The 15,120-nt window shown below is 55.8% G+C and carries 14 protein-coding genes, 1 tRNA gene and 1 pseudogene; 2 read left to right on the top strand and 14 right to left on the bottom strand.

Translation table 11 applies throughout. The annotated features are described in order from the left end of the window. Positions 1-92: 92 nt before the first annotated feature. The 8 genes and pseudogenes from B5V00_RS01625 to pheS all read right to left on the bottom strand — a co-directional run bounded on the left by B5V00_RS01625 (position 93) and on the right by pheS (position 7,348). A complete protein-coding gene (locus B5V00_RS01625) occupies positions 93-818 on the bottom strand; it encodes a M23 family metallopeptidase (protein ID WP_172399571.1) in 726 nt (241 codons plus the stop codon). A 205-nt stretch (positions 819-1,023) separates the two neighbouring features. Continuing rightward, positions 1,024-1,620: a YqaA family protein gene (locus tag B5V00_RS01620; RefSeq protein ID WP_085008852.1), complete on the bottom strand. Its 597-nt coding sequence runs from the start codon at positions 1,618-1,620 to the stop codon at positions 1,024-1,026. 4 nt (positions 1,621-1,624) lie between these two features. Further along, positions 1,625-2,272 (bottom strand): protein-L-isoaspartate(D-aspartate) O-methyltransferase, encoded by a 648-nt coding sequence (locus B5V00_RS01615; protein ID WP_085008850.1) that lies wholly within the window; start codon positions 2,270-2,272, stop codon positions 1,625-1,627. A 14-nt stretch (positions 2,273-2,286) separates the two neighbouring features. Continuing rightward, complete coding sequence (surE, locus tag B5V00_RS01610) at positions 2,287-3,039, bottom strand: 5'/3'-nucleotidase SurE (RefSeq protein ID WP_085008848.1); 753 nt, start codon at positions 3,037-3,039, stop codon at positions 2,287-2,289. A 25-nt stretch (positions 3,040-3,064) separates the two neighbouring features. Beyond that, the gene (locus tag B5V00_RS01605) at positions 3,065-3,433 is read right to left on the bottom strand and encodes a MerR family transcriptional regulator (protein ID WP_085008845.1); all 369 of its coding nucleotides are present in this window, start codon (positions 3,431-3,433) and stop codon (positions 3,065-3,067) included. Between the two features lie 29 nt (positions 3,434-3,462). After that, positions 3,463-3,762 (bottom strand): annotated as a pseudogene (locus B5V00_RS01600) (integration host factor subunit alpha); the annotation flags it as partial. 123 nt (positions 3,763-3,885) lie between these two features. Further along, positions 3,886-6,294, bottom strand: a complete 2,409-nt coding sequence (gene pheT, locus B5V00_RS01595) for a phenylalanine--tRNA ligase subunit beta (protein ID WP_085008834.1) — start codon at positions 6,292-6,294, stop codon at positions 3,886-3,888. A gap of 37 nt (positions 6,295-6,331) precedes the next feature. Continuing rightward, complete coding sequence (gene pheS / locus B5V00_RS01590; RefSeq protein ID WP_085008832.1) at positions 6,332-7,348, bottom strand: phenylalanine--tRNA ligase subunit alpha; 1,017 nt, start codon at positions 7,346-7,348, stop codon at positions 6,332-6,334. Positions 7,349-7,478: 130 nt separating this feature from the next. Between pheS and B5V00_RS01585 the strand changes: the two genes are divergently transcribed. Beyond that, positions 7,479-7,736: a hypothetical protein gene (locus B5V00_RS01585; protein ID WP_085008830.1), complete on the top strand. Its 258-nt coding sequence runs from the start codon at positions 7,479-7,481 to the stop codon at positions 7,734-7,736. Here the strand turns inward: B5V00_RS01585 and rplT are convergent. From rplT to B5V00_RS01560, 5 genes are all read right to left on the bottom strand, one after another. Beyond that, positions 7,730-8,086, bottom strand: coding sequence for a 50S ribosomal protein L20 (gene rplT, locus B5V00_RS01580; RefSeq protein ID WP_085008828.1), 357 nt, complete (start codon positions 8,084-8,086; stop codon positions 7,730-7,732). The two genes, B5V00_RS01585 and rplT, sit on opposite strands and share 7 nt — an antisense overlap. Positions 8,087-8,200: 114 nt before the next feature. Further along, complete coding sequence (gene rpmI / locus B5V00_RS01575; protein ID WP_085008826.1) at positions 8,201-8,398, bottom strand: 50S ribosomal protein L35; 198 nt, start codon at positions 8,396-8,398, stop codon at positions 8,201-8,203. A 49-nt stretch (positions 8,399-8,447) separates the two neighbouring features. Continuing rightward, positions 8,448-8,987: a translation initiation factor IF-3 gene (infC, locus tag B5V00_RS01570; protein WP_085008824.1), complete on the bottom strand. Its 540-nt coding sequence runs from the start codon at positions 8,985-8,987 to the stop codon at positions 8,448-8,450. 15 nt (positions 8,988-9,002) lie between these two features. Next, entirely contained in the window at positions 9,003-10,919 is a 1,917-nt protein-coding gene (gene thrS / locus B5V00_RS01565; protein ID WP_085008821.1) for a threonine--tRNA ligase, read from the bottom strand. A 161-nt stretch (positions 10,920-11,080) separates the two neighbouring features. Next, positions 11,081-11,155, bottom strand: a tRNA-Val gene (locus tag B5V00_RS01560). A 493-nt stretch (positions 11,156-11,648) separates the two neighbouring features. Here B5V00_RS01560 and B5V00_RS01555 point away from each other — a divergent pair. Then, the gene (locus B5V00_RS01555) at positions 11,649-13,499 is read left to right on the top strand and encodes an AMP-dependent synthetase/ligase (RefSeq protein ID WP_085008819.1); all 1,851 of its coding nucleotides are present in this window, start codon (positions 11,649-11,651) and stop codon (positions 13,497-13,499) included. A gap of 83 nt (positions 13,500-13,582) precedes the next feature. Here the strand turns inward: B5V00_RS01555 and B5V00_RS01550 are convergent, their stop codons facing one another. Then, the gene (locus B5V00_RS01550) at positions 13,583-14,956 is read right to left on the bottom strand and encodes an OmpP1/FadL family transporter (RefSeq protein WP_085008817.1); all 1,374 of its coding nucleotides are present in this window, start codon (positions 14,954-14,956) and stop codon (positions 13,583-13,585) included. Between the last annotated feature and the right edge of the window lie 164 nt (positions 14,957-15,120).

The following is a 15,120-nucleotide window of genomic DNA, read 5'->3' as shown; positions in this document are numbered from 1 at the left end:
AGATCAACTTCGCTCATGCCCTCAACCAACTCCTCCATTGGATACACCCTCCTCCCCTTTGCACCAGGCAGAAGTCTAAGGAACGGCCTGCGTTATGGCAAGTAAAAAATCGGATTGACGGGGCGTTTCCCATAGCGGACTTCAAAGTAAAGTCGCGGGCTTCCACCGCTGGGCGGAACCCCGGACAAAGCTATTTTCTGCCCCTTGCTGACGAAACCGCCGGCCTCGACCAGGTTTTTACTGTTGAAACCATAAACCGTATAAAAGGAATCATCATGCTGCAGAATGATCAGGTTGCCGTAACCGCTGATGCCGTTGCCGCTGTAAATCACTTTGCCGGCAGCGGCGCTGTGAACCGGGCTGCCCTTGCGCACGGCAATTTCAATGCCGTTGCCGGCATTTTTCCCCTGCCCGCCGAATGGCTTGAGAATCCGACCGCGCGCCGGCCAGAGGAAATGTCCCTTGCGGACGGGTGGCGGAGTCCCGGTCGTCTTCGTCCTGCCGGCATCCTGTTGAGGGTGATGCGATTTCGTCGCCGGCTTGCGGGATTTCACGGAGGCCGGCTTTTTCCCTTGCCGTCCGGAACCGGTGCCGGGGGCGGCCGCCGGGCGTTTTCTGGTGGGTTTACCTGAAGAAACAGCTTTGCGGGACAAGGAAACCGTCGCCGGCACATGTTTCACGGACGTTGCCCCGGGGATAAAAACGCGTTGGCCGACGGCCAGCCTGGTCGGGTCGGAAATCCGGTTGACACGAGCGAGGTAGGATTCTTCAACCCCGTAAGTGCGACTGATCTGGTAGAGAGTCTGCCCCGGCTGCACGGCATGATAGACCCCCCTGGGCGGCGAGCACCCCCAAAGAGATCCCAATAGCAGAACTATGCAGCAACCCCTCGTCAGATTCATCGACCACGTCAGGTCAGCAATTCAATGGTTAGCGATATCAGTCGGGAACACGGATATCGATCAAATTAACAAACGGTGAGGCAGACCGTCAATCACTCAAAATCCGACATTGATTCCGGGTTCAGTGGAAAAATCTTTTCACAGCAAAAAATCCGCCCACCAGCAGAATGACAAAGAGAATGCTGAGCAGGTTGAAATAACGATCAATAAAGACCTTTACCGGTTCACCGTAATGACGAATCAACGCGCCGACCAGGAAAAAACGGGCGCCACGACTGAGAATCGAAGCGAAAACGAAAACCAGGAAATTGATTTGAAAGACCCCCGCTCCGATGGTGAAAATTTTATAGGGGATGGGGGTGAAACCGGCGGTAAAGACCGCCCAGAAACCGTACTCGGAAAAAAGATTCTGCACCCGGGTAAAAATCTCCGGGGTGAACCCTGGAATATATTCATAAAAAAAACGACTCAGCAGATCCCAGGCTCCGACACCGAGCCAGTACCCGAGAATACCGCCGATGGTCGATCCAACCAGGCAGATGGCTGCGAAACGAAAGCTGCGACGCGGTCGTGACAGACTGAGAGCGATCAGCAGGATATCAGGGGGAACGGGAAAGCAGGAGGCTTCGACCAGTGCCAGCATAAAGAGGGCCGGTTGCCCGTAAGGCGTATCGGCCCAATGCAAAATCCAGTCGTAAAGATTGCGGAACAGTTTCATGAACCTATTCGGGCAGGTGCCATCCTTTTTCTCCAAGTAATGGAACAAAACGGCAATCCAGCAGGGATTCCGTTTCGAACTGTGACCCGCGGCGGATAATCCTCTTGAGACTCTGGGTTCCAAGATCGCCGACAGGGATAATCAACCGACCACCATCGGCAAGCTGGTCCAGATAGGTCCGGGGCACATCGGGAGCCCCGGCGGTAACGACGATACCGTCAAAGGGGGCCTGTTCTTCCCAACCGAAGGTACCATCGGTAACCTTCAGATTGATATTGTGCAAGCGCAGCTCATCAAAAACCCGCCGGGCCTGGCGGGCGAGTTCAGGGATGCGTTCGACGGTAAAGACCCGTCGACAGAGTTTCGCCAGCACCGCGGCCTGATACCCCGAACCGGTACCGATTTCAAGCACCCGTTCATCACCTTCCAGTTCCAGGGCCTGGCTCATGGTGGCAACCATGAACGGTTGAGAAATGGTCTGTTTCTGGCCTATGGGCAGGGGATAATCGCTGTAGGCCTGACTTTGCAGCGCCGGTTCGACAAATAGGTGCCGCGGCATCTCCAGCATGACCTGGATGACCCGCGGGTCGGTAATGCCGCGCTGTCTCAGTTGGCGATCAACCATGCGGCGGCGAGCAATGGAAAACTGCATAAATATGATCCAGGTCAGACGTCCAGGGCACCGAGAGGCCAGTTGTGCAGTTCCTCCATGGCGCGATAATTTGTGAGGTCGAGATGCAGGGGGGTCAGAGACGTCTTCCCTTTTTCAATCGCGTGAAAATCGGTGCCGGCCTGATCTTCAAACCCCGGCTTGCCGCCGCCGATCCAATAATAGGTCCGGCCCCGGGGATCGACGTTCTCCACCACGAGATCTTCGTAGCGCCGTTTTCCCTGTCGGGTGATGACCGCCTCGCCGGGATCGCCGGGGGGGACATTGACATTGAAAAAGGTATCGCGTGGCAGGCCGTGAGTGGCGATCAAGCGACTCAGGCCGTGGGCGACCCTGGCGGCGGGTTTGAAGTCAGCATACCCGTAGGGCCCCTCCACCAGGGAGATGGCGAAGGCCGGGACGCCCATCAGGGTCGCTTCCATAGCCGCGGCGACGGTCCCTGAATAGGTGATATCGTCACCCAGGTTGCCACCGCGATTGATCCCCGAGACAACCAGATCGGGAGTTCGTTTTATGAGTCCATGAATTCCGAGATTGACGCAATCCGTCGGCATTCCGTCAACGGCGTACCAGCCAGACCGTATTTCGTCGGCACGCAACGGCGCATGCAGGGTCAATGCATGACCAACTGCGCTGCGTTCACGGTCGGGAGCGACAACAACGATCTCGCCGAGAGTTGAAAGTTCATCAGCCAGACAGATGATGCCGGGAGACTGAATCCCGTCATCATTGGTGATCAGGATAAACAAGTGAACCTCTGTTGCGGGATATCGTTCAAGGATCGGGTGCTTCGACCAACCGGCGCCGCAACCGCAACAGGTCGGCTCGTACTTCTTTAAGCAGCATGGGGTCGACGGTCGGTTTCAACGGCAAAGCCAGCTGATCGTCCGGCGACGCAGCTGGCTCGCGTAATTTTCTTCTGGCGCCGGCGATGGTGAACCCCTGGTTGTACAGCAGGTCCTTCAGCCGCAACACCAGCTCAACATCCTTCTGCCGATAAAGCCGCTGATTGGACCTGCTTTTCTGGGGACGAAATCCGCCGAACTCCGACTCCCAGTAACGTAGCACATGGGGCTTGACGCCGGTCAGTTCAGCGACCTCGCCTATTTTGAAATAGAGTTTGTCAGGGATTTCGATTGCCATGACCGCGCCCGGCCGGAAGCCCTGAACTCTCAGGACTCGCCGTTGATGGCTCCCTTGAGCACCTGACTCGGCTTGAAGGTCAGAATTTTGCGGGATGAAATCTCAATTTCTTCGCCGGTCTGCGGGTTGCGCCCCCGTCGGGAAGCCTTTCCCTTGACCACAAAATTACCGAAACCGGCAATTTTGATTTTCTCTCCCTCTTCCAACGTATCCTTCATCAGGTCGAAAACCATTTCGACGATTTCAGCGGATTCCTTCTTGGAAAAGCCGGTTTTGAGATAAACTCTCTCGATCAGATCCGCCTTTGTCATAGCACCTCCATTAACAAAAAGGGCCCAGGTCCTTGAATTTACAGGTTTTTATAACACAGCCCAAAGGGCTTGACAACCGCTTTTATCAAAAAAATTAAGGGTTTAGATAAAAAAACCGCTGAGGCCGCTATTTACCGACCTTTACCGAAGTTCAGCACCGACCTCTTTTTCCAACAGTCGCACGATCCTGGCATGAGCTTTACTTATTTCTTCATCGGTGAAGGTCTTTTCGGAAGAACGGTAGCGGACCCGGAAAGCGATGCTCTTCTTGCCCTCCGGAACGCCCTTGCCGCGGTAGAGATCGAACAGTCGGACCTCTTCAACAAAACGGCTGCTGCCCTTTCTGATAACACGCAGGATATTCTCGGCCGGGACATCCTCATCAACCAGCACAGCGGTATCGCGGAAGCTGTCGGGAAAACGGGACAGTTGTTCGAAACGAGCCTGCGGCAGATCCAGCTCCTGAAGTGTGTCGACGAAGATTTCCAGCAGAAAAACCGGGGCTTCAAAGTCATAACTTCTCGCAACCATGGGGTGCACTTCCCCTATGCGGCCAAGGAGCCTCCCCGCGGTCAATATCCGACATGACTTGCCCGGATGAAAGTAATTTTCACCGGCATCAATCTGCCATTCGAGATCAGCATCGCCGAATCCGCTCAACACCTGTTCGGCAACACCTTTGAGATCGTAAAAATCGACACTTTCCTGGCTGTTCGCCCAGCCGATCGGTTCGCGACGCCCCGTCATGACGGCAGTAAGCATCGTGGGTTCCAGTGAACCATCATCGGTCCGCTGGAACACCGGTCGAAGTTCAAACAATCGCTGGTCGAGGGAACGATAGGAAAAATTTCTCGCAACGGTATCCAGCACACTCGGTACCAGCGTAGTGCGCATGACCGATTGTTCCTCGGTCAGAGGATTGAGAATCTTCACTGGATGACGTCGCCGATCATCAGGCGACAGGGCGATTTGATCAAAAGCCGCCGGGGAAATGAAGGAGTAGTTGACAATCTCGCAAAAACCGGCGGCAACCATCCGGTCCCGCAGACGACGAACCAGCAACTGGTGTGGTTGCGGCATGGTGATCATGGCGCGACTTTCGGGCATGGTCGCGGGAATGGCATCATAGCCGTTCAGGCGCGCCACCTCCTCAACCAGGTCGATATCGCGCTCAAGATCCGGGCGGAAACTCGGCACTTTGCAGAGCAGGGCCTGGTCCGCAGTGGAGGTGTCGTTTTCCACCTCAATACCGATCCCGCGCAACAGGCCGCTTATGGTTTCGAGATCAAGAGCAACGCCGAGGGTCGCACAGGTTTTTTCCCGCGTGAGCCTGATCCGACAGGGCTCAGGCGGATTCGGATAGGCGTCGATGACACCGGGACAGACCTGCCCGCCGGCCACGTCTTTTATCAGGGCCGCCGCCCGCTCAAGAGCCACGGGTGCCATATTGACATCCGTTCCCCGCTCGAAACGATGCGAGGATTCAGTGTGAATCCCCAGGCGCTTGCTGGTGCGACGAATGGTGCTGGGGGCAAAGTAGGCACTCTCCAGCAGCACATCAACGGTATGTTCCTGGATTTCCGAATTCTGCCCCCCCATGATCCCGGCCAGGGCGACGGGACCGACGCCGTCACAAATCATCAGGTCGTCGGCGGCGAGCCGGCGCCGCTGTTCATCGAGGGTGGTGAAAGGATCACCATCGCCAGCCTTCCTGACAACAATTCGCCCCTCGCGCAACAGGTTGAAGTCGAAGGCATGCATCGGCTGACCGAGTTCCATCATCACCAGGTTGGTCACGTCGACCACGTTATTGACCGATCGTTGCCCGATCGCTTCAAGACGACGTACCAGCCAGGCAGGGGACGGTCCTATCTTGACCCCCCGGACAAGCCGCGCCAGATAGCGGGGACAATGGTCCGGTTCTTCGATGGTGACGCTGGTCTGCTCGGCAACCGACGTTCCCGCCTCGACAACCTGCGGTTGAGGGACGCGCAGCGTACTCCCGGTCATGGCAGCAATTTCACGGGCCACGCCGAGCACGCTGAGGCAGTCGGGACGATTCGGTGTCAGGCCGATTTCAAAGCGGACATCCTTGAGATCAAGGGCTTCAAAGACCGGTGTGCCGGGAGTCAGTCCGGCAGGAAGGATCATGATGCCGTCCGACTCTTCGGACAGTCCCAGTTCCTTTTCGGAGCAGAGCATGCCCATCGAAACCAGCCCACGGATTTTTGACTTCTTGATCTTGAAGTCGCCGGGAAGCACGCTGCCGACCTGGGCGAAAGCAACCAGGTCGCCGGTCCTGTGGTTGGTGGCGCCGCAGACAACCTGAACCGTATTGCTGCCGTTATCAACCTGACAGAGAGTCAGTCGATCCGCTTCAGGATGTTTTTCCACGGAAACCAGGCGTGCCACCACCACGGAATCAAGATCGGCCCCGAGGTAGTCAACGGCCTCGACTTCGAGTCCGGCCATTGTCAGACGGTGCGCGAGATCTTCAGGGGGAAGAGGAATATCGACAAACTCTTTGAGCCAGCTCAGGGTGACGATCATAATAAAGAATTTCCTTTAAATAACATCAAGCAACTTCTTAGAATTGCGACAAAAACCGAATGTCGTTTTCGAAAAAGAGGCGCAGATCATTCACCCCGTATTTCAACATCGCCAGGCGTTCAAGCCCCATGCCGAAAGCAAACCCGCTGAACGTTTCAACATCATAGTGGACGGAGCGAAAAACCTCGGGATCGATCATGCCGCTGCCAAGGATTTCCAACCAGCCGGTCTGACTGCAGACCCGGCAGCCCTTGCCGTGACAGATCACACACTCGATATCAACTTCGGCCGAAGGTTCCGTAAAAGGAAAGAAGGAGGGACGAAACCGCACGCCGAATCCCTTGCCGAAAAACTGTTCGATAAAGGCCGTCAGGATCCCCTTGAGATCTCCGAAGGTGACCCTGCGATCCACCAGGAATCCTTCAACCTGGTGAAACATCGGACTATGGGTCAGGTCGGAGTCACGGCGGTAAACCGTGCCGGGCGCAACAACCCTGACCGGCGGTTCCTGGGCAAGCATGGTGCGGATCTGTACCGGTGACGTATGGGTGCGCAGAACAACCTCATCGGCGATGTAGAAGGTGTCCTGCATATCACGCGCGGGATGGTCCTTGGGAATATTAAGGGCCTCGAAATTATAGAAATCTTCCTCGATTTCAGGCCCTTCAGCGACAGCGAACCCGAGAGAAGAGAAAATAGACACGACCTCTTCAGTCACCAGGGTTATCGGATGCCTGCTCCCTTGCCAGCCACACCTTCCCGGCAGGGTCACGTCAATCTTTTCGCCGGCAATTTTTTGCGCGACCGCCTGCTCCCGCAGGAACTCCAGGCGGGCTGCGAAGGTCTCTTCAAGCCTAGTCTTCACTTCGTTCGCCAGAGCCCCCACCTGCGGGCGTTCCTCGGCGGAAAGCCGGCCCATCCCCTTCATGATCCGGGTAAGGGCCCCCTTCTTTCCCAGATACCTGACTCGAACATCCTGCAGGGAGGCTTCATCTCCGGCCGCGGCGGCCTGGGCAACACCTTCATCGGCAAGTTTTGCCAACTCTTCTTTCATGATCCGTTTCCTTCTCTGTCCAGCCTCGAACCAGCGGCTTCAACTCATGCAGGACAGGACAAACACGCGATGGAACCCGGAGGGTCCCATCGCGCATATCAGGTATTTTCAGCAAATCTGAATCCATTGAATGCATGACTGGAAAACAGATCACAATTCACTGGATTCAGGCAAACCTGAATCCAGTGAGCTTATCACCGGCGAATTGCGCAACTCATTGACCTGCCTCCGCTTCCCAAAAATCACCGGCGAACCAATGGGTGCGCCTCAGATTTTTGAAAATCGCATTCAGGCCAAGCTCTTGCACTCTCCATCCGGCATAAACCCACTGATTCAGGTAAAAAAAAAGATGAGGCCCGGCCTCATCTTTTTTTCCGCTGCTTACTGAAGCTGGGCTCGGGCCTGTTCAACGACCGAGCTGAACCCGCTCGGGTCGGAAACAGCAAGTTCAGCAAGGATCTTGCGGTCGAGCTGAACATCCGCCTTTTTCAGACCATAGACCAAGCGGCTGTAGGAAAGCCCGTTATCACGGGCTGCCGCGTTGATGCGTGCGATCCAGAGAGCGCGAAAATCCCGCTTCCGCACCTTGCGGTCACGGTAAGCATAATTGAGGGCACGATCAACGGCCTCGGTTGCGCTGCGAAACAACTTGCTGCGCGCGCCGCGATAGCCCTTGGCAAGTTTAAGAATCTTGTTTCTTCTGCGTCTCGCTTTGAATCCTCTTTTGACTCTCGGCATGGAAAACTCCTTCTGTGGGTAAGATTTCGCGGATTGATTCCGCGGTGCCGGGCCGGATCTGAAGGGGGAGACAGTTGTCCCCTCAGTTCACGACCGATATCAGCAACCGGTGGATCAGAGGTACGGGATCAACCGGCTGATATTTTTCGCATCGGCGGCGGACACCAGGGTCGCCTTGCGCAGGTCACGCTTGCGCTTGGTACTCTTCTTGGTCAGAATATGGCTGGTAAAGGCCTTGTTGCGGCGGATCTTGCCGGTACCTGTTTTCCGGAAACGCTTGGCCGCGCCGCGATTGGTTTTGATCTTGGGCATCACAAACTCCTTATAAATGGTCTTCCACCCGCATGGGGTGAAAATACGGTTATTTTTTAATTGGCGCGATCACCATCGACATGAAACGCCCGGCCATGCGGGGCATCATTTCGACCTGGCCGAGATCCTTGACGTCCTCCGAAACCCGCTCCAGCAGACGCCGCCCGAATTCGGGGTGGGTCACCTCGCGGCCGCGGAACATGATGGTCACCTTGACCTTGTTGCCGGCTTCCAGGAAGCGGCGGGCATTTTTGACCTTGAAATTATAGTCATGCTCTTCCGTTTTCGGCCGCAGCTTGACTTCCTTGAGTTCCACCCGGGCCGTCTTCTTCTTGGCCTCGGCCGCCTTTTTGCTGGCCTGGTACTTGAACTTTCCATAGTCCATGACCCGACAGACCGGCGGATTGGAATTGGGGGACACCTCAACCAGGTCGAGACCGCGATCCGCAGCGGCCTCCAGGGCGGCACGGATGTCCAGCACGCCGAGCTGCTCGCCGTCTTCGAGCACAACGCGCACTTCACGCGCACGAATCTGGTCATTTATGCGGGTCGTGTCCTTACTTGGGCCGTTATCTCTGAACCTGGCGATGGTGATACCTCCTGATCAATGGTATTGGCGACATTCGTCATTGACGAAGTCGATAAATGCATCGGGCGTCATGGGCTCAAGACTTTTTCCGTTACGGAACCGCGGGGCGACCAGCCCGTTTTCCATTTCGCGATCTCCAACAACCAGCATGTAGGGAATCTTCTCTACTTGAGCCTCACGGATTTTAAAGCCGAGCTTTTCATTACGCAAGTCCTTTTTTACCCGAATCCCGGCATTTAACAACTGCTGATAGACCTTTTCGACATATTCGGCCTGATTGTCGGTGACATTGACGACCACAGCTTGAACAGGAGAAATCCAGAGCGGGAAATTTCCGGCATAATGTTCGATCAGTACGCCGATAAAACGTTCAATGGCGCCGAGGATGACACGGTGCACCATGACCGGGCGATGTTTTTCGCCATCGGCGCCGATATAATGCAGGTCGAACCGTTCCGGCAGGGTGAAATCACACTGAATGGTGGCGCACTGCCAACGTCGGTCGAGAGCATCCTTGAGCTTGATGTCGATCTTGGGGCCGTAAAAGGCACCGTCGCCCTCGTTGACTTCATAGGGCAGGCCGGAGTCGTCCAGGGCGCTTACCAGGGCCGCGGTAGCGAGTTCCCACGCTTCGTCCGAACCGATCGATTTCTCGGGGCGGGTGGAAATTTCCATCTCGTACTCGAAACCGAAAATCTCCATGACATCACGCACAAAAGTCAGGACACCCTTGATTTCACCATCCAGTTGCTCAGGGGTGCAGAGAATATGAGCATCATCCTGAGTGAAACCTCGAACGCGCAACAGTCCGTGCAGAACCCCTGATTTCTCATGCCGGTGAACCAGTCCCAACTCGAAATAACGTTGCGGAAGATCCCGATAAGAGCGGATCTTCGACTTGTAGATCAGCATATGAGCCAGGCAGTTCATCGGCTTGATGCCATAGCTCTGCTCGTCAACCTCGGTGAAGTACATGTTTTCCCGGTAATTCTCGTAATGCCCCGAGGTCTTCCACAATTCGGTACGCAGGATCTGCGGTCCCTGGACAATGTCATAACCACGCCGCAGATGTTCTTTGCGCTCGAAATCTTCCAGCAGGGTTCGCAGCAGCGCCCCCTTAGGGTGCCAGATCACCAGTCCGGCGCCGGCTTCCTCGCTGAAGGAGAAGAGGTCAAGTTCCCGGCCCAGCTTGCGATGATCACGCTTGCGCGCCTCTTCGAGACGGTTCAGATAGGACCGCAGGTCTTTTTTGTTGGGAAAAGCTGTCGCGTAAAGCCGTTGCAGCATAGCGTTTTTTTCATCGCCACGCCAATAGGCGCCGGCCACGCTGGTCAGCTTGAAAGCTTTGATCAAACCGGTCGACGGCAGGTGCGGACCGCGGCAGAGATCGACAAAATCCCCCTGGCGATAAAGGGAAACAGTCGGCTGGTCGAGGTCCTCAATCAGCTGAACCTTGTAATCCTCCCCCATCGAACGGAACAGTTCAACCGCCTCTTCACGACTAACCACCGAGCGTTCGATCGGGAGGTCCGCCCTGGCGAGTTCTTCCATCTTCTTTTCTATCTGGTCGAATTCTTCAGGCGTGAAGGTGTGCTTGTCACTGAAAAAGTCGTAATAGAAACCATTCTCGATCGCCGGGCCGATGGTCACCTGGACATCTTGTCCGAACAGCTCCTTGACCGCCTGCGCCATCAGGTGAGCCGTTGAATGCCGATAGACCTCAAGCCCGTCGGCGGAATCGAGAGTCACAATCTCCAATCGACAGTCGGCTTCGAGCGGCGTGCTCAAATCGGTCAGGACTCCATCAATCCGCGCGGCGACAGATCTGCGCGCGAGACCTTCCGCAATTGAGCGGGCCACGTCCAGCGGGGTCTGCCCACGGGGGACTTCCTTGCGGCTTCCATCCGGTAATTCGATTTGAACGACACTCATCTCAATTTCTCCCCTACCCGAATCAGCGAATTCTTGACCGGTGAACAGCACAAGTCATTGACCCGCCCGTACTTTCCATCCGGCCTGAATCCACGGATTCAGGCTATAACGAAAAAAGGCATCGAAAGATGCCTCGGTTTCGTCGGAGCCGGTGATGCAGGTGGTAGGCACGGGCGGGATTGAACCGCCGACCCCTACCGTGTCAAGGTAGTGCTCTCCCACTGAGCTACGTGCCTACATGTGCCCGTCAACGCCGGAAACTTTTAACAAATCCCGATGAAACCTGTCAAGCCTTTTCTTGTGTTTTCCATAACCGAAATCTGCGACTCAGTCCCCTCCGGTTTTCTCAAGGGAAATCGCCGCAGATCGCAACCGTGGCGAAAGACCGGTGATAGATTACCACAAAAGTGAACAACCGGCAGCAAATTGTCCGAGCCGACGGCTTTTACAGGTTTTTTCTTGCCAACCGCCAAAGCCTTGGTTAGCTTGAACTACAACCTGAATCAGTGAACCCCTTGTCGGCGGACAGCACAACAAGTCATTGATCTGTCTGAGTTTCCCAAAAATCACCAGCGAACCTGATGGGTGCGCTTCAGATTTTTGAAAACCTCATCCAGACCAGGCACTTGTACTCTCCATCAACCCGGAGCTCACGAATTCAGGTTCAACGAAAACTCAATTCCTGAATAAAGTGAGCCCACGGATTCAGGACGACCAAGGGAGGTTAGGGTGCAGACCATCGATCAACTGATTGCCGACAGTTGCGAGAGGCATGCCGAGCGTGTTGCTCTCCGACACAAAACAGCCGGGCAGTGGCAGTCGACCAGTTACCGCCAGCTCTGGGAGTTGGCCACCAGGGCCGCCAGCGGCCTGACAGGCAAAAAGCTCAAGGTCGGCGAACACGCAGCCCTGATAGCGCCGGCGTCACCACGCTGGATCGCGGCCTACCTGGGGATTCTGCGCAGCGGCGGGGTCGCGGTGCCGATCGACAAGGAACTGAAAGCCTCGGAACTGCGCCATGTCCTCTCGGACAGTGAGGCGCGGGTGCTTTTTACCGAACAGAGCTATCTGGAAACCATCCAGGAAATTCTCGACGACCTGCCGAAACTGGAAAAAATCATCCTGCTCGACGGCGATCCGGAAATCAGCTGCGACAGCAGCCCCATTGAAGAACTGGTTGATACCTGGAAAACCCTGGTCGAACGGTTCAAAATTCCGCAGGAGGACGCTTCCCGGCTGGAAAGCATGGCCCGCAAGGCACAGCAACTGATGACCGGCGCAAGCGGCACCAGCCATCGAAGAAAAAGCGACATCGACTACTTTGCCCCGCAACGGGCCAACCTGGCCAAGCTGGTCAAATCCGGCCGCCTGGTCGCTTTCGATGCTCTCGACCCGGACCGGAAACTTCCGGAGAATCCACGCCGCGCCGAAGATACGGCTGTTATTCTCTACACCTCGGGCACCACCGGCCAGTCCAAGGGGGCCATGCTCAGCCACGCCAATATAGTGTCCAACATCCAGGCGGCGGTCAAACATTTCCAGCTCGACGAAAACATGAGCACGCTCTCCTTCTTGCCCATCAATCATGTTTTCGAACAGGTCTGCGGCATTCTGCTCCCCCTGTCTCTGGGAGGGCACATCTCTTTTGCTGAATCGCTCAAGAAACTGGGGGAAAACCTGGCCGAAGTGAAACCGAGCTTTCTCCTCGGGGTGCCGGCGGTCTATCGACTGGTGCTTGATCGCATCTATCGCAAGATCAACAGCCAGCCCCTTTCGAAATTCCTGTACAGCAACGCCCTGACCCGCCCCATCGTCGCCCGCAAGGTGCGCAAGTCAGTCGGCGAGAACACCACCTTCGTCAGCGGTGGTGCCGCCCTCGACCCGGACATCGCCCAGGGCTATCTCGACCTCGGCCTGAAGCTGTTCCAGGGTTACGGCATCACCGAGACCTCGCCGGTGATAGCCGCCGAATCTCCCACGGTTCGCAAGATCGGCACCGTCGGCCATCTGCTTGAAGGCGTTCAGGTCCGTATCGATCAACCCAACTCAGAAGGTGTCGGGGAGATTGTCGTCAAGGGCCCCAATGTCATGCAGGGATATTACAAACGTCCCGAAGCCACGGCCGAAGTCCTTCAGGACGGCTGGTACCGCACCGGCGACCTCGGCAAACTCGAAGACGGTTACCTGTCGATCTGCGGACGCTGCAAAAACCTGATCGTCACTCCGAACGGCAAAAACGTCTATCCCGAAGAAGTGGAAAATGAATTGTTGAAGAGTCCCTATATCGCCGAAGTCATGGTTTACGGCCACAAGGTCAGCCAAACGGCCGAGGAAGTCTATGCCGTCATATTCCCTGACCAGGAGCAGCTCGACAACTACCAGCGGCAACAGAAAAAACCCCGCATGAGCCCCGCCGAGGTCGAGGCCCTGATCCGCGGGGAGGTCCTGAAGGCCGGAAAACAACTGGCCGATTACAAGCGGGTAAAGAAATTCACCCTGCGGGAAGATGAATTTCCCAAGACAACAACCCGCAAAATCAAGCGCTACGTAGTCGAACCGCAGATCGAGACCAACGAATAAAAATAACCGAACACCACCTCAAAAAAACAACCCCGAGTGCCGGTCGGCACTCGGGGTTGTTTTTTTATTCGGGCGGAATGGATTCAGAAACTGTAGGTCAACTGCAAACTGGCGATATCGACCGTGTTGTCGAAGACTCCCACCAGGTCGCCGCGGAAGAAGTTTTCACCGGTGGGATCAAGCCCGGCCCGTTTATTAATATCGGCATCCTTGACAAAAATATGGGTATAGGCGAAGTCGAGCTTGAAGGCTTCATTGAGACGATAGCCGAAACCACCGGCGATCCAGAGGCGATCCTCACCCGGAATCCGCGGGGTGCGATATTCCGGGCTGGGAATCGGGGTCTGATCGTAGGCAATCCCGAAACGCAGGTCCATCCTGTCGTTGAGGCTGTAGGTTCCACCAAGCGACAGCCGCCAGCTGTCTTCCCAGTTTTCGGTAGTGACATTATCCTGCAGTCCGTTGTCAAACACCACCCGCAGTTCATCAAAGGAACTCCAGAAGGTAATCGTGGCATCGGCCATGATCGCCAACCGCGGCGTACAGCGATGATAAACGCTCATCGAGACATTCGCCGGCAGGCTGATGTCGGCCGAGGCATTGGTATCGGCAAAGTTTTTCGACTTAAGCAGGGCAATCTGGGCCGCGCTCAAGTTGCCGTACTCGAACCTCGCATCGCCCTTCGCAGTGTAGTTGACCTGGGAACGGTAATGGATGCCAAGGCGGGTATTTTCATCAGCCTCGTACAATATGCCGATATTGTACGTGTAGGCCCAGTCATCCGCCTCCAGAACCGAAAACCCATCATTCTGGGTCGGGATGCCGCCGGCGGCGGCCATGAGAATACTGCCGAAATCGACCGCCGAACTCAACTCGGCATCGATCTGCTGCGCGCTGACGCCAAGAGCGACGCTGAAATGGTCGTCAACCTTGTAGGCAACCGCCGGATTGATATTAATGGTCTGAACATCCGATTTGACTGCGTGATAACGACCGACCCAGTCCCTGTCCCACTCGGTGACCAGTCCGAAGGGAGCGTTGACACCGATACCGAAGGCCCAGGGGGTGTTTTCCGGATTGTAGACATAGTACAGGTTGGGAACGATGGCGTTCTCGCCGCCATCATCGGTTGAACCGGCAATGGGAACAGGCCCGGGGAGTCCGGGAACCGTAGGAAACGCCGCAGAGAAATCCGCGGTCTGCGCTTCACCGGAAAAGTCTGATCGCGGGATGATGAAGTGGGTCCCGACCACCACCTGTTGTCCCTTGATGCGCGTCATCCCCGCCGGGTTGAAAAAGACCGTGGTGGCATCTTCAGCCGTGGCCGCCACGCCGGCAAACGCATTACCGAGACCGGTAACACTCTGTTCAATAATCGCGAATCCAGCTCCGAAAGATGTCCCCGCTGTGACCAGGACCAGGGACAAACCCATGATGAATAGTTGCGCGAATCTCATGACACCTCCTTGAAATGAAAAGACATGGTGAGAAATCTTAGCCCTGAGAAAACCGTGTGGCAAGAATAAAAAACTGTTTTAATCCGCGATCCGCCCTGAACGGACGGATCGCGGATTAAAGTCGCACTTGTCGGAACTTTCCACGAAATAACAACCTAGCGCTC

Source organism: Geothermobacter hydrogeniphilus, assembly GCF_002093115.1.
GTDB lineage: Bacteria > Desulfobacterota > Desulfuromonadia > Desulfuromonadales > Geothermobacteraceae > Geothermobacter_A > Geothermobacter_A hydrogeniphilus.
Note: the sequence above shows the minus strand (reverse complement) of the source record. Positions and strands in the feature narration are given on the sequence as shown.